The 24,129-nt window shown below is 63.1% G+C and carries 20 protein-coding genes; 10 read left to right on the top strand and 10 right to left on the bottom strand.

Features of this window, described 5'->3' with window-relative positions:
- Window positions 1–89 precede the first annotated feature (89 nt).
- Window positions 90–728: a LysE family translocator gene (locus ACPF9B_RS12765; RefSeq protein ID WP_424177828.1), complete on the top strand. Its 639-nt coding sequence runs from the start codon at window positions 90–92 to the stop codon at window positions 726–728.
- 123 nt (window positions 729–851) lie between these two features.
- On the top strand, window positions 852–2,231 hold the full coding sequence (locus tag ACPF9B_RS12760) for a phosphomannomutase (RefSeq protein WP_424177826.1): 1,380 nt from the start codon (window positions 852–854) through the stop codon (window positions 2,229–2,231).
- Here the strand turns inward: ACPF9B_RS12760 and ACPF9B_RS12755 are convergent.
- Window positions 2,224–2,877, bottom strand: coding sequence for a TetR/AcrR family transcriptional regulator (locus tag ACPF9B_RS12755; protein WP_040482971.1), 654 nt, complete (start codon window positions 2,875–2,877; stop codon window positions 2,224–2,226). The two genes, ACPF9B_RS12760 and ACPF9B_RS12755, sit on opposite strands and share 8 nt — an antisense overlap.
- Before the next feature lie 186 nt (window positions 2,878–3,063).
- On the opposite strand from ACPF9B_RS12755, the gene ACPF9B_RS12750 reads away from it, so the two are divergent.
- Entirely contained in the window at window positions 3,064–4,206 is a 1,143-nt protein-coding gene (locus tag ACPF9B_RS12750) for an efflux RND transporter periplasmic adaptor subunit (RefSeq protein WP_424177824.1), read from the top strand.
- A gap of 5 nt (window positions 4,207–4,211) precedes the next feature.
- Complete coding sequence (locus ACPF9B_RS12745; RefSeq protein WP_424177822.1) at window positions 4,212–7,319, top strand: efflux RND transporter permease subunit; 3,108 nt, start codon at window positions 4,212–4,214, stop codon at window positions 7,317–7,319.
- A 151-nt stretch (window positions 7,320–7,470) separates the two neighbouring features.
- Here the strand turns inward: ACPF9B_RS12745 and ACPF9B_RS12740 are convergent, their stop codons facing one another.
- The 5 genes from ACPF9B_RS12740 to ACPF9B_RS12720 form a co-directional block, all read right to left on the bottom strand.
- A complete protein-coding gene (locus tag ACPF9B_RS12740; RefSeq protein WP_007206489.1) occupies window positions 7,471–7,863 on the bottom strand; it encodes a hypothetical protein in 393 nt (130 codons plus the stop codon).
- Window positions 7,864–7,928: 65 nt separating this feature from the next.
- Window positions 7,929–8,666 carry an amino acid ABC transporter ATP-binding protein gene (locus ACPF9B_RS12735; protein WP_424177819.1) on the bottom strand — a complete coding sequence of 246 codons (738 nt, stop codon included), beginning with the start codon at window positions 8,664–8,666 and terminating at the stop codon, window positions 7,929–7,931.
- A 16-nt stretch (window positions 8,667–8,682) separates the two neighbouring features.
- Window positions 8,683–9,468, bottom strand: coding sequence for an amino acid ABC transporter permease (locus ACPF9B_RS12730; protein ID WP_424177817.1), 786 nt, complete (start codon window positions 9,466–9,468; stop codon window positions 8,683–8,685).
- A gap of 101 nt (window positions 9,469–9,569) precedes the next feature.
- Window positions 9,570–10,415, bottom strand: coding sequence for an ABC transporter substrate-binding protein (locus tag ACPF9B_RS12725; RefSeq protein WP_424177815.1), 846 nt, complete (start codon window positions 10,413–10,415; stop codon window positions 9,570–9,572).
- Between the two features lie 175 nt (window positions 10,416–10,590).
- Window positions 10,591–11,730: a PQQ-dependent sugar dehydrogenase gene (locus tag ACPF9B_RS12720; RefSeq protein WP_424177813.1), complete on the bottom strand. Its 1,140-nt coding sequence runs from the start codon at window positions 11,728–11,730 to the stop codon at window positions 10,591–10,593.
- A gap of 141 nt (window positions 11,731–11,871) precedes the next feature.
- Between ACPF9B_RS12720 and ACPF9B_RS12715 the strand changes: the two genes are divergently transcribed.
- The 6 genes from ACPF9B_RS12715 to ACPF9B_RS12690 all read left to right on the top strand — a co-directional run bounded on the left by ACPF9B_RS12715 (window position 11,872) and on the right by ACPF9B_RS12690 (window position 19,472).
- Entirely contained in the window at window positions 11,872–12,552 is a 681-nt protein-coding gene (locus ACPF9B_RS12715; protein ID WP_424177811.1) for a response regulator transcription factor, read from the top strand.
- A complete protein-coding gene (locus tag ACPF9B_RS12710; protein ID WP_424177809.1) occupies window positions 12,539–15,019 on the top strand; it encodes an extracellular solute-binding protein in 2,481 nt (826 codons plus the stop codon). The genes ACPF9B_RS12715 and ACPF9B_RS12710 overlap by 14 nt, the downstream gene beginning before the upstream one ends.
- A gap of 185 nt (window positions 15,020–15,204) precedes the next feature.
- Window positions 15,205–16,158 carry a Bug family tripartite tricarboxylate transporter substrate binding protein gene (locus tag ACPF9B_RS12705; RefSeq protein ID WP_007206496.1) on the top strand — a complete coding sequence of 318 codons (954 nt, stop codon included), beginning with the start codon at window positions 15,205–15,207 and terminating at the stop codon, window positions 16,156–16,158.
- Window positions 16,158–16,709 (top strand): tripartite tricarboxylate transporter TctB family protein, encoded by a 552-nt coding sequence (locus ACPF9B_RS12700; RefSeq protein WP_424177807.1) that lies wholly within the window; start codon window positions 16,158–16,160, stop codon window positions 16,707–16,709. Before ACPF9B_RS12705 ends, ACPF9B_RS12700 begins: the two co-directional genes overlap by 1 nt.
- A 4-nt stretch (window positions 16,710–16,713) precedes the next feature.
- Window positions 16,714–18,234 carry a tripartite tricarboxylate transporter permease gene (locus tag ACPF9B_RS12695; protein WP_007206498.1) on the top strand — a complete coding sequence of 507 codons (1,521 nt, stop codon included), beginning with the start codon at window positions 16,714–16,716 and terminating at the stop codon, window positions 18,232–18,234.
- Between the two features lie 119 nt (window positions 18,235–18,353).
- The gene (locus ACPF9B_RS12690) at window positions 18,354–19,472 is read left to right on the top strand and encodes a DUF418 domain-containing protein (RefSeq protein WP_424177804.1); all 1,119 of its coding nucleotides are present in this window, start codon (window positions 18,354–18,356) and stop codon (window positions 19,470–19,472) included.
- Between the two features lie 7 nt (window positions 19,473–19,479).
- Here the strand turns inward: ACPF9B_RS12690 and galE are convergent, their stop codons facing one another.
- From galE to gmd, 4 genes are read right to left on the bottom strand one after another with little or no spacing between them, the layout of a single operon-like run.
- Complete coding sequence (gene galE, locus ACPF9B_RS12685; RefSeq protein WP_424177802.1) at window positions 19,480–20,496, bottom strand: UDP-glucose 4-epimerase GalE; 1,017 nt, start codon at window positions 20,494–20,496, stop codon at window positions 19,480–19,482.
- Between the two features lie 21 nt (window positions 20,497–20,517).
- Window positions 20,518–21,936, bottom strand: coding sequence for a mannose-1-phosphate guanylyltransferase/mannose-6-phosphate isomerase (locus ACPF9B_RS12680; RefSeq protein WP_424177800.1), 1,419 nt, complete (start codon window positions 21,934–21,936; stop codon window positions 20,518–20,520).
- A gap of 8 nt (window positions 21,937–21,944) precedes the next feature.
- On the bottom strand, window positions 21,945–22,913 hold the full coding sequence (locus tag ACPF9B_RS12675) for a GDP-L-fucose synthase family protein (protein WP_424177798.1): 969 nt from the start codon (window positions 22,911–22,913) through the stop codon (window positions 21,945–21,947).
- Window positions 22,914–22,917: 4 nt separating this feature from the next.
- Window positions 22,918–24,039 (bottom strand): GDP-mannose 4,6-dehydratase, encoded by a 1,122-nt coding sequence (gene gmd / locus ACPF9B_RS12670; protein ID WP_424177796.1) that lies wholly within the window; start codon window positions 24,037–24,039, stop codon window positions 22,918–22,920.
- Window positions 24,040–24,129 lie beyond the last annotated feature (90 nt).

Below are 24,129 nucleotides of genomic sequence, written 5' to 3'. Positions count from 1 at the left end.
GCTATGCGGGACGAAGCGGACGTTCCGAAAAGTGCTTGCCACATCGCCAAGTCTGTGGATTGCTTCGTCAATCAAAATGGAGAAGCGAGATGTCTTTTGAACTTTGGCTGGCCTTTGCAGCAGCATCTGCGGTCTTGCTGGCGATTCCCGGCCCTACGATCCTGTTGGTAATTTCCTATGCTCTCGGACACGGTCGAAAAGCGGCACGCGCAACTGTCGCGGGCGTTGCGCTTGGTGATTTCACTGCCATGACGGCTTCCATGCTCGGCCTTGGGGTGCTGCTTGCGACGTCGGCCACTTTGTTCACTGCGTTGAAATGGATCGGTGCAGCCTACCTGATTTACCTTGGCGTTAAGCTTTGGCGCGCTCCGGTGTCGCTTATCGAGGCCAATGCAGATACAGAGAACCTGCCGAAAGAGCGGCCGCTGAAGATTTTTCTGCACACCTATGTCGTCACCGCGCTTAACCCGAAAAGCATCATCTTCTTCGTGGCTTTCCTCCCCCAATTCATGAATCCGGCGCAGCCCTTACTGCCCCAGATGTTGATTTTCGAGACAACGTTCCTGGTTCTGGCGACCCTGAATGCGTCATTCTACGCGTTTCTGGCGTCAATGGCTCGAAAGTCGATCCGCAAGCCAAGCGTGCAGAGGGCAGTCAACCGTGTTGGTGGGTCCTTGATGATTGGCGCTGGTGCTCTGGCGGCAGGCTGGAAACGGGCCGCCGTATGACATCGACAGATGCGGGAGACCTTCTGGTATCCCGCATCTGTCCGTTCTGGGCTGCAGGCAGTCATAGGGTAACTTGTGTCAGGCGGCGAGCACTAGAACAGCACAACCACGGCAGGAGATGTCATGCCCCCCCAATTCGGCACCAGCGGGCTGCGCGGCCTTGTCACCGACCTGACACCGGCGCTTGTCACGGATTATGTCCGCGCCTTTGCCGCGACCTGCCCGATGGGAACGGGTTTGTTTGTTGCACATGATCTGCGCCAATCCTCGCCCGCTTTGGCGGCGGTGGTGGCGCAGGCCGGTCAGGCGGCGGGGCTTGCTGTCACGCGATGCGGTCCTGCGCCGACGCCGGCGCTGGCGCTGGCCGCGATGCAGGCGGATGCGGCGGCGGTGATGGTCACCGGCAGCCATATTCCAGCAGATCGTAACGGTTTGAAATTCTACACCCCCACGGGCGAGATTACCAAGGACCAAGAGGCCGCAATCCTGACAGGCTTGGGCGCTGCCCGCACGGTTTTGTCAGGGCCGCAGCCGCAGATCATGGATGTCGGGCCTGCCTATTCCGCGCGCTATATCGCAGCGTTCGGCAGCGGTCTGTCAGGGTTGCGCTTGGGGCTTTATGCCCATAGCGCGGTTGGCCGCGACCTGATGGTGGACCTGCTCACAGCGCTGGGCGCAGAGGTTGTCATGTTGGGACGGTCCGCCAATTTCATCCCCGTCGATACCGAAGCCGTCGATCCTGACACCAAGGCAAGCCTTGCCGCTTGGGCGCGCGATCACGCCATCGCGGCGATCCTGTCCACCGATGGCGATGGTGACCGGCCGCTGATGACGGATGAAAGCGGGGCCGTCATCGCAGGCGACATCATGGGCCAGATCACGGCGGCCTGTCTTGGCGCGCGGCATGTGGTGACGCCGGTGTCGTCCAACAGCGGTGCCGAAGACTTTGGTTTCGCGCAGGTGCGGCGCACGCGCATCGGATCGCCCCATGTGATTGCCGCGATGCAGGCGCTGGGTGGCGATGTGGTTGGGTACGAGGCGAATGGCGGCTTTTTGCTGGGCTTTGACGCGCAGGGGCCGCGGGGTCAGCTGCCAGCCTTGATGACCCGTGACGCGATGCTGCCGATGCTGGCGGTTCTGGCCGCAGGCAAGGGTGCGCCGGTGTCGCGCCTGATCGCAGCACAGCCTGCACGGTTTACCGCCGCCGACCGGCTACAGCAGGTTCCGACAGATGCATCGACCGCGCTGGTCGCTGCCCTGAGCGATAACCCACAGGATCGCGCGACCTTTGTTGCCGCCCTTGGCCTTGTGGAACGCAGCATCGATTTGACAGACGGGCTTCGCATTGCCTGCACAGATGGCCGGATCGTGCATCTGCGCCCTTCGGGCAACGCCCCCGAACTGCGGCTTTATGTCGAGGCGGGAACACCCGCCATCGCAGCATCAACGTTGCAGGCTGGTTTGACCCTGCTGCGCGACATGGTTGACAGGCTGGTCAGGTGACATTGCCCGCCGGACCCGTCAGGATCGCGCGGCTGACGCGCATCAAAAGCGCCCCATCGTCGATCTCGGTCCCGACGTCCTTGTTCTTCATGTCGATGGACAGGAACGAATGGCCATGCACGCAAGACCATAGGATATAGGCGCAGCTGAGCACTTCGGGATGATCCAAAGGCAAATCCCGCGCGGCGGCCACCTGACCAATCACGAGGCCAAAGCAATTATCGCCTTTTTGCTGCAATTCGGGGGCGTTTTCATGCCCTTCGGTCAGGCCGAACACCAGCCGGAACACACCGGGCTGCGCCCTGGCAAAGTCCACATAGGCCTGCCCGATTGCCGCCACAGCCTCTAGCGATCCGGTGGGATGCGGGTCTGCGGCCGCGGCCATCGCGGCATGCAGACGGTCCATCGCCTCGCCGGCGACGCCGCGCAGAATTTCGTCACGATCCTTGAAATGCTTGTACGGCGCGGCGGAACTGACGCCTGCGCGCCGCGCGGCTTCCGCCACGGAAAACCCGTCGGGTCCGTGGGTTTCGACCAGATCGCGCACGGCGGCGATCAATTGCGCCCGCAGATCACCGTGATGATAGGCGGCTCTGGGCGGCACGCCTGTGTCGGTCGTTCCGGCCTGTCGCGTGTCATCGGACATGATAGGCGGCCTTTCTGCATTCTGGGGCAAGCGCGGCATGAAATGCCCGAAAAGTTAGCAATACTTACATCTCGTGACAACACGCGGTCATGCGAACCATCGCTGATCTTGGTGCGTTTGGAAACCTCTTGCAGAAGTAAGTGATTCTCACTTATGTAAGTGATGCTAACTTAGAAGGGCCGCGCCATGACCCAATCTGTGCCACCAACCTTGCGCCGCGTGATGACGTTGGGTCTGACGCTCGCGGTCTTTGGCGGCGCGGGTGCCGCGGTCTATGCCGGTTTCGCGGTGATTTCGGCCCAAGGCGATGCAGGTGCTGTATCGCGTGCGCCTGCGTCCATTGTTGCCGCGATGCAGATCGACATCGCCGACAGCTATACCGTCACCCGCAGGTTCACCGGCCAGATTGAGGCCGCAACCCAGATTGATCTGGCGTTCGAATTTGGTGGCCGTGTGACCGAGGTGCTGGTGGACGAGGGTGATGTGATCGCCCAAGGCACCGTTCTGGCGCGTCTGGACACCAGCGCGCTGATGCCGCAACGCGCGGCACTCGAGGCGGATCTCGAAGCTCTTGCCGCCGATGCCGCATTGGCGCGCCTGACGCTGGCGCGCAATGACACGCTGGCAGATCGCGGTTTCCGGTCGGTGGCGGCACAGGACGATGCCCGCCTTGCCTTGACCCGCGCCGAGGCGGGGATGGCAGCGACACGCGCACGGATCGCCGGCGTCGATGTGCAGATCGACAAATCGGCCCTGATCGCCCCCTTTGACGCGCGCATCGGTGCGCGCCGTGCGGATGCCGGCCAAACCGTGGCGGCGGGGCAAAGTGTGCTGATGCTGTTCGATGCCGCACCCGCGCGGGCGCGGATCGGCCTGCCACCTGCACTGGCGGCGGATTTGCAGACCGGCGACAGCGTCATGGTCGAGATTGGCGGCAGCACGCATACCGCGACCATCCGCCAGATCCGCCCCGATCTTGACCCCGGCACCCGCAGCCGGTCTGTTATTCTGGACTTGCCGGCCGGTCTTGACACCGTGATGGGGGACACATTGGCGCTGGTTCTGGCACAGGTCGTACCGGAACCGGGGTTCTGGGCCCCGCTCTCGGCCCTGCGCGAAGGCGCGCGCGGCAGCTGGTCGGTCATGGCGCTGCAAACCACACCGGACGGCGACCGTACCCTGCCCGCCGCTGTCGAGGTGATCCACAGTGACGGCACACAGGTCTATCTGCGCGGCCTGTTGCCCGCAGGCGCGCGGATCGTGGCGCAAGCGCCTGATCGCATCGCCCCCGGCCAGATCGTGCAGCTTGCTGCCAACCCGCAGGAGTAACCGGCATGGACACGCTGTTCTTTCGCCAGCCTCGCCTTGTGGTGCTGGCGCTTTTGGTGATCCTGTCGGCGGGGGTGTCGTCGCTCGCGTCCATCGGGCGCCAAGAAGACCCGACCATCACCAATATCTTTGCCACGGTCACGACCGTCTTTCCAGGTGCCGACCCTGCCCGGGTCGAGGCGTTGGTGACGGCCAAGATCGAAACCGAACTGCGCGCGATCCCCGAAATTGCCGAAGTTGCATCGACATCTGCCACCGGCGTGTCGGTGATTGCGGTCGAACTGGAGGAAACGATCAATCCTGCGATGATCGAACAGATCTGGGCGCAGGTCCGCGATGCCGTGGCCGATGCACGGCGCGATTTTCCCACAGGTGTGCGCGAACCCGCCTTCGACAGTGACGGTGCGGGCGGCTATGCCGCGATCTTTGCGCTGACCATGCCCGACGGTTTCAGCCCGACCCGCGCCGCCCGCGAGGCAGAGGCACTGGCCGATATCCTGCGCCGCGTGGCGGGCACGTCCTTGGTCGATCTGCACGGCCTGCCAGAAGAAGAAGTGCTGGTCACGCTGGCTCCTGACCGGATCGCCGCGCTGGGCATGACGGCCGATCAGGTATCAGCCGCGATCCGCGCTGCCGATGCCAAGGTGCAGGCGGGCCGGTTGCGCGCCGAGGAAACCGATCTGGTGCTGGGCATCAGTGGCGAGATCACCTCGCTGGACCGTCTGCGCGCGGTCGTGCTGCGCGAAGATGGCCAAGGCCGCGTGACCCTGCTGGGCGATGTGGCCAGCATCACGCGCGGCCCCCGCGCCCCCGTGGCCGAGGCCGCGTTTTTCCAAGGGCGCCCCGCGATCCTTGTGTCGGCCAAGCTGGCTGAAGGCTTGCAGGTGGACCGCTGGATGGCGGGCATCCGCGCTGGTGTGGCGGCACAGGCGCAGACCCTGCCATGGGGTCTGGCGATCGAGACGGTTTTTGACCAGAGCAGATACACCATCGACCGGCTGGCAGAGGTGGGCCTCAACATGGCCATCGGCGTGGCCCTGGTCGTGGTGGTTTTGTTGGTCACCTTGGGCGCGCGGTCTGCCTTGATCGTGGCGATGGTTCTGCCGGTGGTCACGTTGGCTTCGGTTGCAACGCTGAACGCGCTGGCGGTGCCGATCCACCAGATGAGCGTCACCGGATTGATCGTGGCGCTGGGCCTGTTGGTGGACGCGGCCATCGTGATGACCGACGAGGTCGGCAAACGCCTGCGCGCGGGGATGTCACGGCTGGATGCCGTCGCAGGATCGGTGCGCAGGCTGACAATGCCGCTGGCGGCCTCGACCGTCACGACGATCCTGTCGTTCATGCCGCTGTTGCTGTTGCCGGGGCCAGCGGGGGATTTCGTGGGGTCCATCGCCATCGCGGTGATCGTGATGCTGGGCTGGTCCTTTGTCGTTGCGGTCACCATCACGCCTGCGATTGCTGGATATTGGCTGGTGCCGGGTGATGGCGTCGCTGCGCGCGAAGGGCTGTTGATGCGCGGCTTTCGCGCGACACTTGAGCTGTCGTTGGCCAATCCGTGGCGCACTGTCGCGCTGGCGCTGGTGCTGCCGGTGCTGGGCTTTGCGTCACTGCCCGGCCTGACGCCACAATTCTTTCCCGGCGTGGAGCGTGACCAGTTCCATATCGAAATGGACCTGCCCGCCGGCACCAGCCTTGTCGAAACCCTGCGTGTGGTGCGCGCGGTCGATGCGGTTCTGGCTGCCGAAGGGGACATCCTTGACGTCGCATGGGTCGTGGGCCGGTCCGCGCCTGCATTCTATTACAACATGGTCGGGGGCCGCGATCAGGCCCCCGCCTTTGCCGAGGCGCTGATCCGCACAGCATCACCTGCCGCCACGGCGCGGCTGCTGCAAGACCTGCAAACCGACCTGCCGCCGCGGTTTTTGCAAGCGCGGTTCGTCATCCGTGGCCTGACCCAAGGGCCGCCCGTGAATGCGCCCGTCGAATTGCGCCTTGTCGGGCAGGATATCGACGCGCTGCGCGCCACGGGCGATGATCTGCGCGCGCGGCTGGCCACTGTGTCCTCTGTGGCCTTGGCGCGCAGCGGCGTGGCGGGCGGCGCACCCAAACTGACGCTGGATGTGGACGAGGCCCGCGCACGGTTGCTGGGCCTCGATCTTGGCCAGATTGCCCGCCAGATGGAGGCGGGGCTGGAAGGTGTGACCGGTGGCTCGCTGCTCGAAGGGACCGAGGAATTGCCGGTGCGTGTCCGTCTTGGCGCGGGGTTGCGCGGTGATCCGGTGGCCATCGGTGATATGCCGATCCTGCCGCCCGATGCGGCGCAGATTGCGGCGGCGGGCCAGTTTCCCGCGGTGCCATTATCCACGTTGGGCACGCTGCGACTGGCGCCCTCCGCAAGTACGATCAGCCGCCGCAACGGCGAACGGATCAACAATGTGCAGGCCTTCTTGATGCCGGGCGTCTTGCCCGCCGTGGCGCTGACCGAGGCGATGGCGCTGCTTGATGCGGATGGTTTCAGCTTGCCACAGGGGGTCAGGCTGGAAACGGGGGGCGATTCCGATGCGCGCGACAGCACGGTGCGGGCCTTGGTCGCGCCTTTGGGGCTGATCATCACCCTGTCCATCGCGGTTGTGGTGATGACGTTCAATTCCTTCCGCCTGACGTTGATCGCCTTTGCCGTGGCCGGCCTGTCAGCGGGGCTGTCGATGCTGGCGCTGGCGGTGTTCAACTATCCTTTCGGGATTACAGCGATCATCGGTGTGATCGGGTCCATCGGGGTGTCGATCAACGCGGCATTGATCGTGTTGTCGGGGCTGCAACAGGATGCGCGCGCCCGTGTGGGTGACCGCGCCGCGATGGTCGATGTCGTCGCCGGATCGGCGCGGCATATCACCTCGACCACGATCACGACGGTCGGAGGTTTCCTGCCGCTGATCCTTGGGGGTGGCGGGTTCTGGCCGCCATTCGCGATGTCGGTCGCGGGTGGCGTGGCGCTGTCGGTGACGCTGGCCTTTGCCTTTACACCGCAGATGTTCGCCCTGACCCTGTCGCGCGGCCAGCGGGTGGATGAGGCTGGTAAAGACACCAAAGCGGGCCGTTTGACCGCGTGAGCGCAAAGTCATCACAAGCAAAAGCCATGCCTCTATCACAGACCAGCCCCCTTTCACGCCGCTTTGGCCCCACGGCACTGATCACCTGTGCCAGCGACAGGATCGGGCGTGCCTTTGCTGTCGCGCTGGCATAGGGCGCTGACCTGGCCTGTTATCTGGCGGGGTCGGCACCGTCGATGTCGAACCTGTCCGCCATTTCCGGCGAGATGACACCCGCATGCAGCGCCAGCAGGATCAGCTTTTCGTCGAAAGGCGCGGCCCCCGCGATGGCGGCAGAAATGCGCTGTTCGGTGCGCTCGGCGGCTTTGGTGCCATTGACCGCCACAAATTGCGCCTGATCCAGCACGCAATAGGACAAAAGCTGTGCTGCATCGGCCATGGCCGTGGCCCGGTCCGTTGCGTCACCATGTTTGCGGTGCAGTTGCAGGATCGTCAGCTTGACCGGTTCGGGGATCAGCAACGGATGCAGCCCCGCCGTCTTGAGCGCCTCATCAAGGGCCGTCAGTTCCGAGGACCGGCCGAACATGTCGAAAAATCGCAGCATGGTTTCTGGTAACAGGTTCCGCTGCGGCCTGCACGCAATCCTTGCGCCCTGCGCTGCCTGTCACGTCACAACCGGCCCGATGCGATGATCCGTTGCAAGAACGCTTTTGTGCGCGGCTCTTGCGGGGTGCCGAACAGGCGGTCGGGCGTGTCCTGTTCCAAGATCACGCCGCCATCCAGAAACGCCACCCTGTCCGCGCAATCGCGCGCGAAACCCATTTCATGGGTGACGATCATCATGGTCATGCCGTCATCTTTCAGGCCACGGATGATCGCCAGCACCTCGCCCACCAGTTCAGGGTCGAGCGCGGCGGTGATTTCATCCAGCAACAAGACATCGGGGCGGGTCATCAAGGCCCGGGCGATGGCCACGCGCTGTTGCTGGCCGCCGGACAATTGTTCGGGATAAGACGTGGCAAACCCCGCCATGCCGAACTGTGCCAGCACGTCGCGGCCGCGGTCTTCGGCCTCGGCGCGCGACTGGCCATGCACGCGGCGGGGGGCCAGCGTGATATTGTCCAGCACGTTCATATGCGCAAACAAGTTATAGGATTGAAACACGATGGCTGCGCGTTTTTGCAACCCTGTCTTGCCAAAGCTGGGGTCATCGACAGGCACGCCGTCCAGCCGGATCGTGCCGTAATCATGCGCGACCAGCCGGTTGACGCAGCGCAAAAGGGTGGATTTTCCCGATCCGGACGCGCCGATCAGACAGACCACCTCATGCGGGGCGATGCGCAGGCTGACACGGTCCAGCACCAGCTTTTCACCGAAATATTTGGTGACGGTGTCGATATCGATCATGGGGGGGATCATTGTGTCATCCGGCGATTTGCAGGCGGCGTTCGCGGTCGCGCCGTGTCAGGTAATCGGCCAGCCGCGCCATCGGGATGGTTGCCAGCAAGAACAGCGCCGCCGCCACGATCAGCGACGAATAATTAAAGGTGGTGGCGGTGTAAATCTGCGCCTCGCGCACCGCATCGCGCACGCCGATCACCGACAGCAGCGCCACATCCTTTTGCAAGGCGACAACAATATTCATCAGCGCCGGCACCACATTGCGCAGCGCCTGCGGCAGGATCGCATAGCGCAGGGTCTGCCATTCGCTGAGCCCCAGTGACTTGGCGGCAGCGCGCTGGCCTTCATGCACGGCGTCGATACCAGAGCGATAGATTTCCGCGACATAGGCGGCATAGCTCAGCACCATGGCGAAAGCGCCCCAGAACAGGCCGGAATTGGGCAGACCCGGCAGGTTCAGCGCGGGGATGCCAAAGCCGAACAAAAGCACCAGCAGCAGCGCCGGCACGCCACGGAAAATGTCGATATAGATCACCACCATCAACCGGAACGGCGCGAACCACGGCGCGCGCAAGCTGCGCACGACCGCCAGCACCAACGCCCAGACCAGCACGCAGGCCAGCACCGTCAGCCAGACCTGCATATTCACCCAGAACCCTTGCAACACGCGCGGAAAGGCCGCGATCATGGCGTCGATGCTGAAAAATTGCAGCTTGATGCGCGGCCATTGCGCGGCCGAGGTGACCACCCAAGCCATCAGGCCAAAGACCACGACAACGCTGATCCCGCCGATGGCTGTGGGGATCATCGCTTGTTTCCAGTTGAAACCACGGCGAGGCGGCGGCGGGGGTGGTCCCCGCCGCGCCGGATCATGGGCCGCAGCTTGTGGCGCGGCGGCAGGGCTATCGGTCATTCCGCGATGATCGGCAGGTCCGGATCAGCGACCAGATAGGTTGCGATCAATTCCTCCACGACGCCGCGTGCGATCACCGCGCTCAGCGCCTCGTCAACCCATGGCACCAGCGGGCTGCCGAGTTCGAACAACAGGCCGTGGCCGCTGTCGTTTTCATCGGCGGGGACAAGGGCGACGATGCTGGCATCAGGCACCTGCACGGCGGTCATGAACAGCGCGGTCGGCAAAGCGGCCAATGTCGCGTCGATCTGGCCAGCCTGCAGCGCCTGAAACACATCGACTTGTTCGTTATAGATCGCGGCATCGGTCACGCCGAGGATATTCACAAGGTAATCGTTGTCGGTCGTCCCGATCACCGCCCCCCAGCGCAGACCGCGCAGGTCCGCGAAACTGGTGGCGGTTTCGGCGGCGGTGCCGGGCAGGGCGATGACTGCCTTGTCAGGCTGGAAATAGACCTGACTGAAACTGACGACTTGTTTGCGCGGTTCGGTCACAGAAATCTGCTGGATCGAAAAATCGTAGGGTTTGGCGCCTGGCGCAATCGTTTGGTCAAACGTCTGACCAACCCAGACCACCTGTTCGGGAGCAAAACCCATTTCGGCGGCCAATGCATAGACAAGCCCGTTTTCGAACCCTTCGCCACCGGCGGGATCGTTGTTCAGCATCCACGGCGGATAGACCGGATCACCGGTGCCGACGGTCAGGAAACCGGGCGTTGTCAGGCGCGGGTCCATCGGCGTGTTGTCCTGTGCGTGGGACATCAGCGGCAAGGCTGCGACAAGCGCCCCCGCGAACAACGCCAGCGCCCCACGTCGCGCTGTGTTGATCATGTAATCCGTCATGAATGATCCTTTCATCTGTGCCAACATCCCCCAAATGGCGTGCGGTTGCGCCAATTTGCCTGCTTGGGCGCGCGGGTCAAGCGTCATGCGGCACGCCAAGGGCCTTCCCCTGCCATGCCGCGCATCAAGGATCATCGTTTGCCCGAAAACCTTGCAATTCGCAGGCCGCGGCGGGCTAGCCCTCGGATGGCACCAGCCGCAGCAGTGGCGCATTATCGCCATCAGTCAGGACATAGATATAGCCGTCCTGTGGCCCGACCGCGACATCGCGGATGCGATAGCCTGCGCCGTCAAGCACGCGTTCGGGGTCCGATACCTGCGCGCCATCGACGGGAAAGACGCCAAGATACCGGTGGAACAGGTTGCCGACCAGCAGATGCCCTTGCCAGTCGGGAAAGGCGTCACCATCATAGAAGGTCATGCCAGAGGGCGGGAAATGGTCGTTTCGACCGGGACCCGAATGATAGGCGGGGGCAACGAAACCGTCACCATCCTGATGGGTGGGCGCAAATTGTTCACCGGTGCGGTAATCCACGCCATAGGCGGCCAGCGGCCAGCCATAGTTTTCGCCGCGCGCGACGATGTTGATCTCGTCGCCGCCAGCCTCGCCATGTTCGGCCAGCCAGATGTCACCGGTGTCGGGATGCACGGTCATCGCCTGAATATTGCGATGCCCGTAGGACCAGATCGCAGGGGCCGCGTTTTCGATGTCCACGAAAGGATTGTCATCCGGCACTGTGCCATCCAGCGTCAGGCGGATCACGCTGCCGTTCTCGCTCGACAGGTCCTGCGCGATATGGTCGGGGCCGAAAGCCTTGGAGTTGCGGTCGCCGGTGCCCATGTAGATGTGATCGTCATGGATCACGATGCGCGATCCGTAATGGGCGTTGCTGGCAATGCCGGGGCTGACCTGGAACAGGGTTTCGATATCGGTCACGGTCCCTGCCAGACGGTCAAGCGTGCCGCGCCCCAGATGGGTTGTCGTCCCACCTGCGACGCTGCCGGCCCATGTCATGTAGATCACGTTGCTGTCGGCGAAATCGGGGGCAAGGGCCACATCCAGCAACCCGCCCTGACCTGCGGTGCTGACATCGGGCGCGCCGTCGAGTTCGGAGACCGCGCCGCTGGCCGCATCATAAAGCAGAAAGATCCCGCCCCGTCCCGTCATCAGGATATCGCCGCTATCGGGCAGGAATGTCATCGCCCAAGGCCGGTCCAGACCTTTGGCCAGCGTTTCGACATCATAGGATTGCGCCAGAACAGGTGCGCCTGCGATCAGCGCAAGGACAAAGGTCAGCGTGGTGGTCGTTTTCATCTAGAACCCTTTCGTTTCACGATATTCGGAGCGGCAACCTGTGCTTGCAAGGCGTGTTTCATCACAAAGACGCCAGTCACCGCGTGACCGGATCACGGCTTGGGACTTTACTTGGGGCTGCGGTTGGTCTCAAAAGTGGGGATGAAGGTTCTTTTGGTTGAAGATAATCACGATGTTGGCGAAGCTGTCGAACGACGGCTGCGCATGGCGGGCCATGTCGTGACATGGAACCGGACTGGCGATGATGTCGTCGCCATGCTGGACCATGACCCTGTTGATGCGGTTATTCTGGACCTGATGCTGCCTGCGGCGGATGGCATTGCGATCCTGCGCCAGATCAGACGCCAGCAGCGCGATCTGCCCGTGCTGGTCATTACCGCAAGGGCCGAGATCGACGACAAGGTCAGCCTGCTGGACCTTGGCGCAGATGATTATCTGGTCAAACCCTTTGACATGCGCGAGATGGAGGCGCGGTTGCGCGCGCTGGTGCGCCGCCCCGTCGGGCAGTTCACATCGGTTTTGCAGCTGGGCGATCTGGAGCTGGATCCGGCCAGCCGGATCGTCAGGCAGGCCGGACAGCTGATTGATCTGGGACGCCGGGAATTCGGCCTGCTCGAAGCGTTGATGACACAGGCGGGCCGCGTCGTGACCCGCGAAAGGCTGATGTCGCGCCTGTCGCATCTGGATGATGGCGGATCGGAAAATGCGCTGGAATTGCTGGTGTCGCGCCTGCGCCGCAAGATCGCGGCCAGCAATGTCGAAGTCGTCACCATGCGCGGTGTCGGCTATATGGCGCGGGTGGTGGCGGATGCGCAGACCTAGCCCGCCATCCCTGCGCCGCCGTATCCTGATATTGGCGGCGTCGATGCTGCTGGGGGCGGCTGGGCTGCTGATGACCTTCATCTCGGACTACGCCAATCGCGCTGCTGATCAGGCGCTTGATCGCCTGTTGTCGGCCGCTGCGCTGTCGATTGCCGGTGCCGTTCTGGTCGAGGATGGGGCCGTGGTGGTTGAAATGCCCTTTGCCGCCTTTGCGATGGTGTCGGGCGAGGAACGGGTTTTTTATACCGTGCTTGGCCCGCAAGGCGAACATGTCACGGGTTATCGGGACCTTGCGCCCGATACGCCCTTGGCCACGACGGTTGATCCGGTGTTTTCCGATATCCGCCACAATGGCGAACCTGTCCGCATGGTCCGGCTGGGGCGGCTGATTTCAACCGCGCAAGGCACCGGCTGGGTCACGATCAGGGTGGCTGAAACCCGTGGCGCGCGTGCCGCATTGGCCGCCGAGATTGTGGGGGCGGCACTGGTGCCGGTCGGGGTGCTGACGGTGCTGGCGCTGGCGCTGGTCTGGATCGTGATCGGGCGCGCCTTTGCGCCGCTTGCGGTGATCGACCGCGCCTTGCGGCAGCGGCGGCCCGACGATCTGTCGTCGCTGGACGTGCCGGTGCCGGTCGAGGTGCAGCGCCTTGTCGGGGGTTTGAACAATTTCATGGGCCGGTTGGAACAATCCACTGCGCGGATGGGCGGTTTGGTGGCCGAAGCCGCGCATCAGGTGCGCAACCCGTTGGCGTCATTGCGGGCGCAATCAGAAATGGCGCTGGATGAACCCGACGCCGCACAATTGCGGGCGCGTGTCGGGCGCATCCACACCTCTGCGGTCGAGGCAAGCCATCTGGTGACCCAGCTTTTGATGGATGCCACCATTTCCCACCGGATGGAAACCGAACAAAGGCGCCCGATCTCGATCACTGCCCTTGTGCAAGAGGTGGTGGACAGGCTGGACCCTGACCTGCGTCCGCGTGTCGGCACCGATATCGGCGCTGGCACCGATACGATCGTCGTAAATGGCGACCGTGTTGGTTTGCGCGAAATGCTGCACAACCTGATCGACAATGCGCTGGCCTATTCATCGGGCGATATCCAGATCGCGGTGGCAACACAGACCGGTGGCATGGTGCGGCTGGTGGTGCGGGACAGGGGGCCGGGGATCACGGATGCCGACAAGGCCCGCGTGCTGCAACGTTTCGTGCGCGGCGAAGGGGCCAGCGGCACTGTCGGGTCCGGTCTGGGCCTTGCCATCGCGCAAGGCGTGGTGGCGGGACATGGTGGCACGCTGACCCTGTCGGACCGCGCCGGTGGCGGGCTGGAGGTCATCGTCGCCCTGCCGGTCGAAGACGCGGTGCAAATCGCCCTCCCCCGCGCAAGGCGTTTGGGCGCTGTGGGGGCCGTGCTGCTGGCTTTTGCCCTGTCCACGCTGGGCGCGCCCCGTCCTGCATCGGCCGATGCGATCCTTTTCCCCGCACCCGCCGCCGAAACGCAGCGCATGGCCATTGCAGGTACAACCGATACCGCGTTGTTCGCACCCTATATTGCGGCGTTTCAGGCCGAAAATCCGGGTGTCGCCGTGACCTATCTGGAACGGGACAGTCTGGCGCTTTACGATGGGTTCCTGGCAGGCACGCTGGACCCCGCGCCTGATGTGCTGATCTCGTCGGCGTCTGATCTGCAGATGAAGCTGGCCAATGACGGCCATGCGCTGGCCTATCAATCCGTCTGGCTGGAGGCATTGCCCGCTTGGGCGCAATGGCGGGCCGAGGTGATCGGCTTTACCTATGAACCCGCCGTCATCATCTATAACCCCCGCCTGATGCCGCCCGGCACGCAGCCGCGTACGCATCTGGATCTGGCGGTGCTGCTGGAAGAACAGCCCACCCGTTTTGCGGGGCGTGTCGCCACCTATGACATCGAACGCAGCGGCGTCGGGTATCTGCTTGCCTCGCAGGACCAGCAGATTTCATCGCAATTCTGGCGGCTGGCGGCAGCGTTCGGGCGGGTCCGCGCAAGGTTGAGCGATTCGAGCCCCGCAATTCTGGACAGCGTCGCCAGTGGCGAGCTGATCTTGGGGTATAATGTCTTGGGGTCCTATGCCTTTGCGCGGCAGGCGGCGGGCGCGCGCATCGGGATCATCGTGCCGGATGATTACGTTCTGGTGCTGACGCGCAGCATGGTTATTCCGCGCACGGCACCAAACCCCGATCTGGCGCGCACGTTTGTGGATTTCGCGCTGTCGCCGGCCGGTCAGCGCGTGGGCGCGGGGCCATCGGCGCTGGGCGCGATCATACCGGACAGCACGGGCACATGGACGCCGGAACGTATCTCGATGATGGGGACGGGTGTGATCCAGCCTATCGCGCTGGCACCGGTGCTGCTGGTGGCGCTTGATCCGCAGCGGCGCAGCCGGTTCCTGACCACATGGCAGGAAATCGTGGCACCAGGCCGGCCGTGACGGGCTGATGACAGGACGGTGACAGGAACCGCTGCTAGGCTTTGCCACAGTCGGGCATGGGAGGTGCCGGAACTGGGGGGAAACCGCGACAGCACGCCTGTGGGCCATGGTTGCGCACCTGTTCCAAACATCTTCACGCTCCGCTCCGCGCTTGCGCGGTCATTTATATCCTTTGGGAGGAACATATGAAGAATTTTGGTATCGCGGCGTTTGTGGCCGCATCGGTCATGGCATCTGCCGCCGTGGCACAGGTATCCGAACTGCGCATCATGGCGCCTGCAGGCCCCGGTGGCGGCTGGGACCAGACCGCACGCACGATCCAGTCGACGCTGCAAAGCGAAGGGCTTGTGCCGAACATCCAGGTTGAAAACGTGGCTGGCGCCGGTGGCACCATCGGGTTGCAGCAATTCGTCAACCGGTCGACAGGTGATGCCGCTGCGACGATCGTCGGTGGCTATGTGATGGTCGGCGCGATCATCGCCAACGAAAGCAATGTGACGCTGAGCGATATCACCCCGCTGGCGCGCCTGACGGGCGAATATGTCGTCGTCGTGGCCAATGCCGACAGCCCGATCAACACTGCCGAAGACCTTGCCAACGCGCTGCGCAACGATATCGGTGGCGTGACCTGGGCCGGCGGGTCTGCCGGTGGCGTCGATCACATCGCGGCAGGCAAGTTTGCCCAAGTGGCGGGCGTGGCACCAGAGCAGATCAACTACATCCCCTATTCGGGCGGTGGCGAAGCACTGGCCGCGATCCTGGGTGGTCAGGTCAGCGTTGGTGTGTCTGGGTTCAGCGAATTTTCCAGCCAGATCGAGGCCGGAGCGCTGAAGGTTATCGGGATCACCGCGCCAGAGCGTCAGGCCTATCTGGATGCGCCGACCTTTGTCGAACAGGGTTTTGACGTCGATGTGCAGAACTGGCGCATGATCGCCGCCGCCCCCGGCATCAGCGACGCAGAACGCGCAGCCTTGCTGGATGTGATTGGCACGATGGCCGCATCGGACAAGTGGAACGCCGAACTGGAAACCAAGGGCTGGGTGAACACCTATCTCGCTGGTGACGATTTCGCGGCTTATCTGGCCGAACAGATCACCGCGACGACCGCGATCCTCGCCGATCTTGGAATCACCGAGTAATGTCGGTCGATCCGAAAAACCAAGCAGCCGAAGAGGACCTTCGGCTGCCTTTCGACGATGAGACCGGTCACGGCACAGGCAAACGCGATCTGGCGGGGTTGCTGATCGCGGTGGCCTTGTTCGGGCTGGCGATGGTCATCGTCAATGATGCGTCAGGCTATCCGATCCGCCGGTCCTATGCCAAGTTTGGACCAGAGATCGTGCCCTATCTGATCGCTGGTGGCATTTCTGTCATGGCCGTGATCACCGCCATCATGGCATGGCGCGGTGCGTTCGAGGCGCGTGATCCTCTGAACATCGGTGCTTTGTCATGGCTGGTCGGTGGCATCGTCCTCGAGATTTTCATGCTTTACGGCGGCACTGGATTCATCGCGGGGTCCGCCGTGCTGTTTGCCTTTGCTGCGCGTGCCTTTGGGCAAAAGACGCTGCCGCTCAATCTTGGGATCGGTCTTTTGTTGTCAACGCTGCTGTATCTGCTGTTCCGCTACGGGCTAGGGCTGTCGCTGCCTGCCGGTCCGGTCGAGCGGGCCATCGATCTTTTGCTGAGGTAAGCACATGGATACCTTCATTCTGCTGTTCGAGGGTCTGGCGACCGCGACGCAACCGTCGAACCTGATGTTCGCGTTGCTGGGCGTGATGCTGGGGACCGCCGTGGGCGTCATGCCCGGCATCGGGCCTGCGCTGACCGTTGCCTTGTTGCTACCGGTCAGCCTGTCGTTCGGTGCGACCGGGTCGATGATCATGTTCGCGGGCATCTATTACGGGGGCATGTATGGGGGGGCGATATCGTCGATCCTGCTGAACACCCCGGGGGAAACCGCGTCGATTATGACCGCCCTCGAAGGCAACCGCATGGCCAAACGTGGTAAGGGCGGCAAGGCCTTGGGCGCTGCGGCCTTCGGGTCGTTCTTTGGCGGCATGTTCGCAACCTTGGGTCTGGCGGTTGTCGCGCCTTTCATGGTCATGGTCGCGCTGTCGTTTGGCACGGCGGAATATTTCGCGCTGATGGTCTTGTCCTTCATGACCGTTTCTGCGGCCTTTGGCGGGTCGATGTCGCGCGGGCTGACGGCGCTGTTCATCGGTCTGACCATCGGCATTGTCGGCACCGATAAATTGACAGGGCAGGTGCGCCTTGCCTTTGGCATACCGGAGATGAGCGATAACATTTCCATCGCCATCGTGGCTGTCGGGCTTTTTGCCATTGGCGAGACGATGTATCTGGCGTCGCAATATGTGAATCACAAGGAAAAGGCGCAGGCCGTGTCTGGGTCTGTCTGGCTGAACTGGGGCGATTTCAAGCGCTGCATCCGGCCCTATATCCGCGGCACCGGTCTTGGGTTCCTGTTCGGGCCATTGCCGACTGGTGGCGCCGAAATCCCGACCTTTCTATCTTATACCACCGAAAAACGTCTGGCGACCGGCGAAGCGCGCCGCGAATTTGACGAAGGTCTGGGTGCTATCGAAGGTGTGGCCGGACCAGAAGCCGCCAACAACGCCTCTGCCGCAGGGACGTTGATCCCGCTTTTGACGCTGGGTCTGCCCACATCGGCGACGGCGGCGATGATGCTGGCAGGGTTCCAGCAATACGGGCTGCAACCCGGTCCGCTTTTGTTTACCAACAACGCGGATCTGGTCTGGGGGCTGGTGGCCAGCTTGTTCATCGCCAACCTGATGCTGGTCGTGCTGAACGTGCCGTTCATCGGCATCTGGGTGAAGCTTTTGACGATCCCGCGGCCATGGCTTTATGCGGGTATCTTGTGTTTCGCCACGCTGGGCATCGTCGGCGCGCAAGGCTCGCCTTTTGCCTTGATCCTGCTGCTTGGCTTTGGTCTGATCGGTTTCGTGATGCGGCGGTTCGGCTATCCTTTGGCCCCCGCGCTGGTGGGTGCGATCCTTGGGCCTTTGGCCGAAGAACAATTGCGCCGGGGGCTGATGATCAATCAAGGTGACTGGATGTTCCTGATCGAATCGCGGATCGCGCTGGCGATCTATGCGATTGCCCTGTTGTCGGTGTTCGGCCCCCGCCTGTGGGCGCTGGTGCGCAAAGCCAGCCGCAAGACCACCGCGGCCGCATGACCGGCTAAAGTCACCGCGCGATGCAGCGTCATGGATGCTGCGTCGCGCCTGCCGTTTTGGGGGCGATCCTGACCAAAAGTTTCGGCTAGAATGGGCAGGTGCCAACAAGGAATCGCCCGATGGCCCGTAGCTTTTCTGTCGATGTTCTGCGCGGCTTTGCGCTGCTTGGCATCGGAATCGTGAACCTGCCGTACCTTGCCCAACCGCTGGCGGCGCAGCTTGGCTCGCCCGAGGGCGGTTTGGACCTTGCCGCCAAAGGCATTGTCAGCCTGCTGTTCGAGGGCAAGTTCTTTGTGCTGTTCTCGTTCCTTTTCGGCTGGGGTTTCGGGGTGCAGCTGGCCTCTGCCGCGCGGGCGGGCCTGCCTGCGGGGCCGCCATTTCGCGCGCGGTTGATCGCGCTGGGCCTGTTTGGTGTCGCCCATGCAATATTGGTCTTTCCGGGTGATATTCTTTTGGCCTATGCGCTTCTGGGTGCGGGTTTGTGGACCCTGCGGGATGCGTCAGTGCCGCGACTGCGGCGGATCGCGCTGTCGATGGTGCCGCTGGCGGCGCTTGCTTTTGGCGCACTCGGGTTTCTTGATGCGCTGTCTGGCGACATGGCGCAGGCTGAGGCTGCTTTGACGGGTGACGGATATCGTGGCAGCTATCTTGATGCGACAGCACAGCGGCTGGCCGACTGGCCTGTCACATTGGGCGTCGTGGCGCTGTTCAACGGGCCACTGGCCTTTGGGGCATTCTGCCTTGGGCTTGCGGCCTACAAATCAGGTTTTTTCGACGCGGGCAGTCCGGCGTTCTGCGTCCTTGCCAGACGCCTGCCCTTGCTGTTGGCTGTGGCCCTACCGGTGAACGGGGTCTACCCGGCCGCGATTCTTGGCTTTCTGCCCGATGGTGTGCCGACCTATCTGGGGTTTGCCGCGCTCGCGCTTGGCGCGCCGACACTCGCGGCAGTTTATGTGGTCATCGTGGTGCGCCTTGCGCCGCGGCTTGGTTTTCTGGCGCCTGTCGGGTCCATGCCGTTAACTGGTTATATTGCGCAGGGCCTGCTGGCGGGTGCCATCTTTCATGGTTGGGGGTTGGGGCTGTTCGACACGCTGGGCAATGCGGCACTGGTGGCAGTGGCTTGCCTGATCTGGCTGGTGGTGACGCTGGCAGCGATGCTCTGGCGGCGACGTTGGGCGCGTGGTCCGTTTGATGCAGCGCTGCGCGCAGCTGCGACACGGCTGGTCAGGGCCGTGTGACCGGCGATCAGGGCGCGTCATAGCCTTTGGGATTGCCTGATTGCCATGCCCAGGTGCTGGCGGTCATTGCATCCAGATTATGGGTGGCGCGCCAGCCGAGTTCTGCCTGCGCGCGCGCCGGATTGGCCTGCATCGCCGCGATATCGCCCGCGCGGCGGGGGGCTTGCACGGTCGGGATTGGCTGGCCGCAGGCGCGTTCAAAGGCGCGGACCATGTCGATGACGCTATAGCTTTGGCCGGTGCCGATGTTGAAAGGCCGCGCGCCGGGGGTGCGGGCGGCATAGGCGATCGCGGCAACATGCGCGCGGGCCAGATCGACGACATGGATGTAATCGCGCAAACCGGTGCCATCGGGCGTGTCGTAATCATCGCCAAACACCGTCAGCGCGGGGCGCAGCCCCACGGCCACCTGCGCGATATAGGGCATCAGGTTGTTGGGAATGTCCTTGGGGTCTTCACCGATGCGAGCAGAGCCATGCGCCCCCACGGGGTTGAAATACCGCAGCAGCACCGCGCTGCGGGCGGGATCAGCGGCGGCCCAATCACGCAGCACCTGTTCGGCCATCAGTTTCGTTCGCCCGTAGACGGATGTCGGCCGTGTCGGATGCGCCTCGTCATAGGGCAGGTAATCGGGTTCGCCGTAAACCGTTGCCGACGACGAAAAGATGATCCGGCGACACCCCGCGCGGTCCATCGCATGTAGCAGCGCCAAGGTGCCGCCCACGTTGACATCGTAATAAGCCAGCGGTTTCTGCTGGCTTTCGCCCACAGCCTTCAGCCCCGCAAAATGCACAACGGCCTGTGGCGCGAAATCCTGCATCACGCGGTCCAGCGTCGCGGCATCGCGCACATCGCCGCGCACATCCATCATCGTGCCGTTCGACAGGCTGCGCACGCGGGTCAGCACCTCTGGCGTGGCATTGGTGTAATTGTCCAGCACGCAGACCTCGTGGCCCTGCGCCATCAGTTCGATCAGCGTGTGGCTGCCGATATATCCGGCTCCGCCGGTGACAAGGACGCGCATGCTTGGTCTTTCGTCAGGCCGCTAGTCGCGGGCATAGATGTCTTCATAGCGGATAATGTCATCCTCGCCCAGATAGCTGCCGGTCTGTACTTCGATCAGGACCACCGGCACCTTACCGGGATTTTCCAGCCGGTGCGTTGCGCCCAGCGGGATGTAGACCGATTCATTTTCGGTCAGCAGCGTCACATTGCCATCGCAAGTGACACGCGCCGTGCCTTGCACCACGATCCAATGTTCGGCCCGGTGGTGGTGCGATTGCAGCGACAGCGCGCCGCCGGCATGGACGACGATCCGCTTGACCTGAAACCGATCACCGATGGTAAGGCTTTCGAACCAGCCCCAAGGGCGGTGATCCTTGGGAAAGGTGTCGGCCTGACCTGCGCCTTGGGCTTTTAGCAGCGCCACTGCCTGTTTGACGTCCTGCGCGCGGCTTTTATGGGCGATCAGCACGGCGTCGGGCATCGCAACGGCGATGATGTCCTGCAACCCGATGCCCATGATCACCTGCCCGTCGTTTTCGGACCGCAGCAGCGTGTCTGCGCAATCAATCGCATAGGCGGGGCCGGACAGCGCCAGCCCGTCATTTTCGGTTTCGCGCCAGACCGCCGCCCAATCGCCCAGGTCCGACCAACGACCAGCATATGGGGCCACGCTCAGATTATCGGCCTGTTCCATGACCGCGTAATCAATCGAGATCGCGGGCGCGCGGTCCCATGCATCGGATGCCAGCCGCAGAAAGCCCAGATCATGGCGCGCATCATCCACCGCCGTTTGTACCGCCTCGACCATATCCGGCGCATGCAGTGCATAGGCGACCAGAATATCCTTGACGGTGAATAAAAACAGACCCGCGTTCCACAGATACCGCCCTTCGGCCAGCATTGCGGCGGCGCGGGCGGCATCCGGTTTTTCGACAAAGCCGATCAGCGGTGCGATGCCTGCGCCGTCCTGCAAAGGCCCGCCAAGTTCCAGATAACCGTATCCGGTTTCCGCCCGATCCGGCGTGATGCCAAAGGCCACGATCTGCCCGCCTTGCGCCGCTGGCACGGCGGCCTGCACGGTCTGCGCGAACAGGGCTGCATCGGGGATCACATGGTCGGACGGGGCCACCAGCATCAGCGCGTCAGGATCGCTTTGCGCCAGATGCAATGCGGCGGCCAGAACGGCGGGGCCGGTATCGCGCCCTGTGGGTTCGATCAGCACGGCCTGCGGCGTGATCCCCAGCGCATGCATCTGCTGCACCGCGATGAACCTGAACTGGTCTGCTGTCACGACCACGGGCGCGGCAAAACCATCGCCGGTCAGGCGCGTCAGGCTGGCCTGAAACAGGCTGTCTGCGCCTGCCAGTGGCGAAAACTGCTTGGGATAGCTTTGGCGCGACAAGGGCCAAAGCCGCGTGCCGGCACCGCCGCACAGGATAACCGGTGTAATCGTTGACATACCCTGCCTTATGACGACCTCAGCGCAACACCTGCGTGATGCTGGCGTAAAACCCAACCGTAGGTTGTGTGCAAGCCCTGTTGCAAGCTGATCTTTGGCACCCAGCCCAGACGTTGCATCCGCGCACAATCCAGCAATTTGCGCGGCGTGCCGTCCGGCTTGGTCGTGTCGCAGACGATCTGGCCGGTGAAGCCTGTCACATCGGCGATCATCCGTGCCAGATCAATAATGCTGATATCCGTCCCCCACCCGATGTTCAGATGGCTTTGCATGGGTTGCGTTTCGGTGGCCAGAATGGTGGCATCCAGCCCCATCACAAAGACGGCGGCGGCGGCCAGATCATCGACATGCAGGAATTCGCGCCGTGGCGTGCCGCTGCCCCAGATCGTCACGTGGTCTGCCCCGCTTTGCACCGCGTCATGGAACCGCGCCAGAAGGGCAGGCAGGACATGCGCATTGTCGGGGTGAAAATTATCGCCCGGGCCATACAGGTTTGTCGGCATGATTGACCGGTAATCGGTGCCATGCTGCCGGTTATAGCTTTCGCATAGTTTGATCGCGGCGATCTTGGCGATGGCATAGGGGGCGTTGGTGGGTTCCAGCGGGCCGGTCAGCAAGGCATCTTCGGTGATCGGCTGTGGCGCATCGCGCGGATAGATACACGATGATCCCAGTTGCAACAGGCGCCGGACGCCCGCGCCATGGGCGGCATGGATCACATTGGCCGCGATCATCAGGTTATCGTGGATGAAATCCGCGGGATAGGTCGCATTCGCCATGATCCCGCCGACACGGGCGGCGGCCAGCACCACGGCATCGGGGCGCTGGGCCTGCATGAAATCGCGCACGGCGCGTTGGTCGGTCAGGTCCAGCTGCTGTCTGTCCGTCGTGATCAGATCATGCCCGCCGGTCATCGCCAGATGCCGCAGGATCGCGCTGCCGACCATGCCGGTGTGACCCGCGATATAGATGCGCATCCGCCTAGCCCTGCATCGCCATCGGCAGGTCCAGCCCGCAATCACGCAACACGGCCTGTCGGCGGGCGGCGCGGTAATCTTCGGCGACCATTTCGGCGCACATCTGCCGCGCGCTGATCTGCGGCGTCCAGCCCAGCTGTTTGCGCGCCTTGGACGGATCGCCCAGCAGGCTTTCCACCTCGGCGGGGCGGTAATAGCGCGGGTCGATCCGCATGATCGTATCACCGACGCGGACCTTTGGCGCCAGATCGCTGCGCACGGCGGTCACTACGGCGGTTTCGGCGCGCCCCGTGCCGGTGAAATCCAGATCAAGCCCCAGTTCCGCCGCAGACCAGCGGATGAAATCGCGCACCGAATGTTGCACGCCGCTGGCGATGACGTAATCCTCGGGCTGGTCCTGTTGCAGCATCATCCACTGCATGCGGACATAATCCTTGGCATGGCCCCAGTCGCGCAAAGCGTCGATATTGCCCATATAAAGGCAGTTTTCCAGCCCCAGCGCGATATTGGCCAGCCCGCGCGTGATCTTGCGGGTGACAAAGGTTTCGCCGCGCCTTGGGCTTTCGTGGTTGAACAGGATGCCGTTGCAGGCATGCAGGCCATAAGCCTCGCGGTAGTTGACGCAGATCCAATAGGCATAAAGTTTCGCCACACCATACGGGCTGCGCGGATGAAACGGCGTTGTTTCGGTCTGGGGCGATTGCGTGACCTGCCCGTAAAGTTCCGAGGTGGACGCCTGATAGAACCGCGTTTTGCGTTCCAGCCCCAGAAAACGGATCGCCTCGAGCAGACGCAGCGTGCCTAGCGCATCCACATCGGCAGTATATTCGGGGGCTTCGAAACTGACCGCGACATGGGATTGCGCGCCAAGGTTATACACCTCGTCCGGTTGCACCTGTGCGATGATCCGCGTCAGGTTGGATGCATCGGTCAGATCGCCGTAATGCAGCACGAAACGGGGATTGTCGGTCTGCGGGTCCTGATAGATATGATCGACCCGCGCGGTATTGAGGCTGGAGGCGCGGCGCTTGATCCCGTGCACCTCGTATCCTTTGGCCAGCAGGAATTCCGCAAGATAGGACCCGTCTTGCCCGGTAACGCCGGTGATCAGCGCGCGTTTCGCCATCAGCCTGTCCTGTTGCAAGGTTCAGTTAACCACCTTGTGGCCAATCAGGCTTAAGGATTGATTAACGTCGCAACGGTGGTGCAGGGGGGA

It is taken from the genome of Yoonia sp. TsM2_T14_4 (genome assembly GCF_049602355.1).
GTDB classification, from domain to species: Bacteria; Pseudomonadota; Alphaproteobacteria; order Rhodobacterales; family Rhodobacteraceae; genus Yoonia; species Yoonia vestfoldensis_A.
Note: the sequence above shows the minus strand (reverse complement) of the source record. Positions and strands in the feature narration are given on the sequence as shown.

Bases quoted from the DNA above. Each gene is read 5' to 3' on its own strand.
- ACPF9B_RS12765 (WP_424177828.1), top strand. From the start codon at position 90: ATGTCTTTTGAACTTTGGCTGGCCTTTGCAGCAGCATCTGCGGTCTTG.
- ACPF9B_RS12760 (WP_424177826.1), top strand. From the start codon at position 852: ATGCCCCCCCAATTCGGCACCAGCGGGCTGCGCGGCCTTGTCACCGAC.
- ACPF9B_RS12755 (WP_040482971.1), bottom strand. From the start codon at position 2,877: ATGTCCGATGACACGCGACAGGCCGGAACGACCGACACAGGCGTGCCG.
- ACPF9B_RS12750 (WP_424177824.1), top strand. From the start codon at position 3,064: ATGACCCAATCTGTGCCACCAACCTTGCGCCGCGTGATGACGTTGGGT.
- ACPF9B_RS12745 (WP_424177822.1), top strand. From the start codon at position 4,212: ATGGACACGCTGTTCTTTCGCCAGCCTCGCCTTGTGGTGCTGGCGCTT.
- ACPF9B_RS12740 (WP_007206489.1), bottom strand. From the start codon at position 7,863: ATGCTGCGATTTTTCGACATGTTCGGCCGGTCCTCGGAACTGACGGCC.
- ACPF9B_RS12735 (WP_424177819.1), bottom strand. From the start codon at position 8,666: ATGATCGATATCGACACCGTCACCAAATATTTCGGTGAAAAGCTGGTG.
- ACPF9B_RS12730 (WP_424177817.1), bottom strand. From the start codon at position 9,468: ATGATCCCCACAGCCATCGGCGGGATCAGCGTTGTCGTGGTCTTTGGC.
- ACPF9B_RS12725 (WP_424177815.1), bottom strand. From the start codon at position 10,415: ATGACGGATTACATGATCAACACAGCGCGACGTGGGGCGCTGGCGTTG.
- ACPF9B_RS12720 (WP_424177813.1), bottom strand. From the start codon at position 11,730: ATGAAAACGACCACCACGCTGACCTTTGTCCTTGCGCTGATCGCAGGC.
- ACPF9B_RS12715 (WP_424177811.1), top strand. From the start codon at position 11,872: ATGAAGGTTCTTTTGGTTGAAGATAATCACGATGTTGGCGAAGCTGTC.
- ACPF9B_RS12710 (WP_424177809.1), top strand. From the start codon at position 12,539: ATGCGCAGACCTAGCCCGCCATCCCTGCGCCGCCGTATCCTGATATTG.
- ACPF9B_RS12705 (WP_007206496.1), top strand. From the start codon at position 15,205: ATGAAGAATTTTGGTATCGCGGCGTTTGTGGCCGCATCGGTCATGGCA.
- ACPF9B_RS12700 (WP_424177807.1), top strand. From the start codon at position 16,158: ATGTCGGTCGATCCGAAAAACCAAGCAGCCGAAGAGGACCTTCGGCTG.
- ACPF9B_RS12695 (WP_007206498.1), top strand. From the start codon at position 16,714: ATGGATACCTTCATTCTGCTGTTCGAGGGTCTGGCGACCGCGACGCAA.
- ACPF9B_RS12690 (WP_424177804.1), top strand. From the start codon at position 18,354: ATGGCCCGTAGCTTTTCTGTCGATGTTCTGCGCGGCTTTGCGCTGCTT.
- galE (WP_424177802.1), bottom strand. From the start codon at position 20,496: ATGCGCGTCCTTGTCACCGGCGGAGCCGGATATATCGGCAGCCACACG.
- ACPF9B_RS12680 (WP_424177800.1), bottom strand. From the start codon at position 21,936: ATGTCAACGATTACACCGGTTATCCTGTGCGGCGGTGCCGGCACGCGG.
- ACPF9B_RS12675 (WP_424177798.1), bottom strand. From the start codon at position 22,913: ATGCGCATCTATATCGCGGGTCACACCGGCATGGTCGGCAGCGCGATC.
- gmd (WP_424177796.1), bottom strand. From the start codon at position 24,039: ATGGCGAAACGCGCGCTGATCACCGGCGTTACCGGGCAAGACGGGTCC.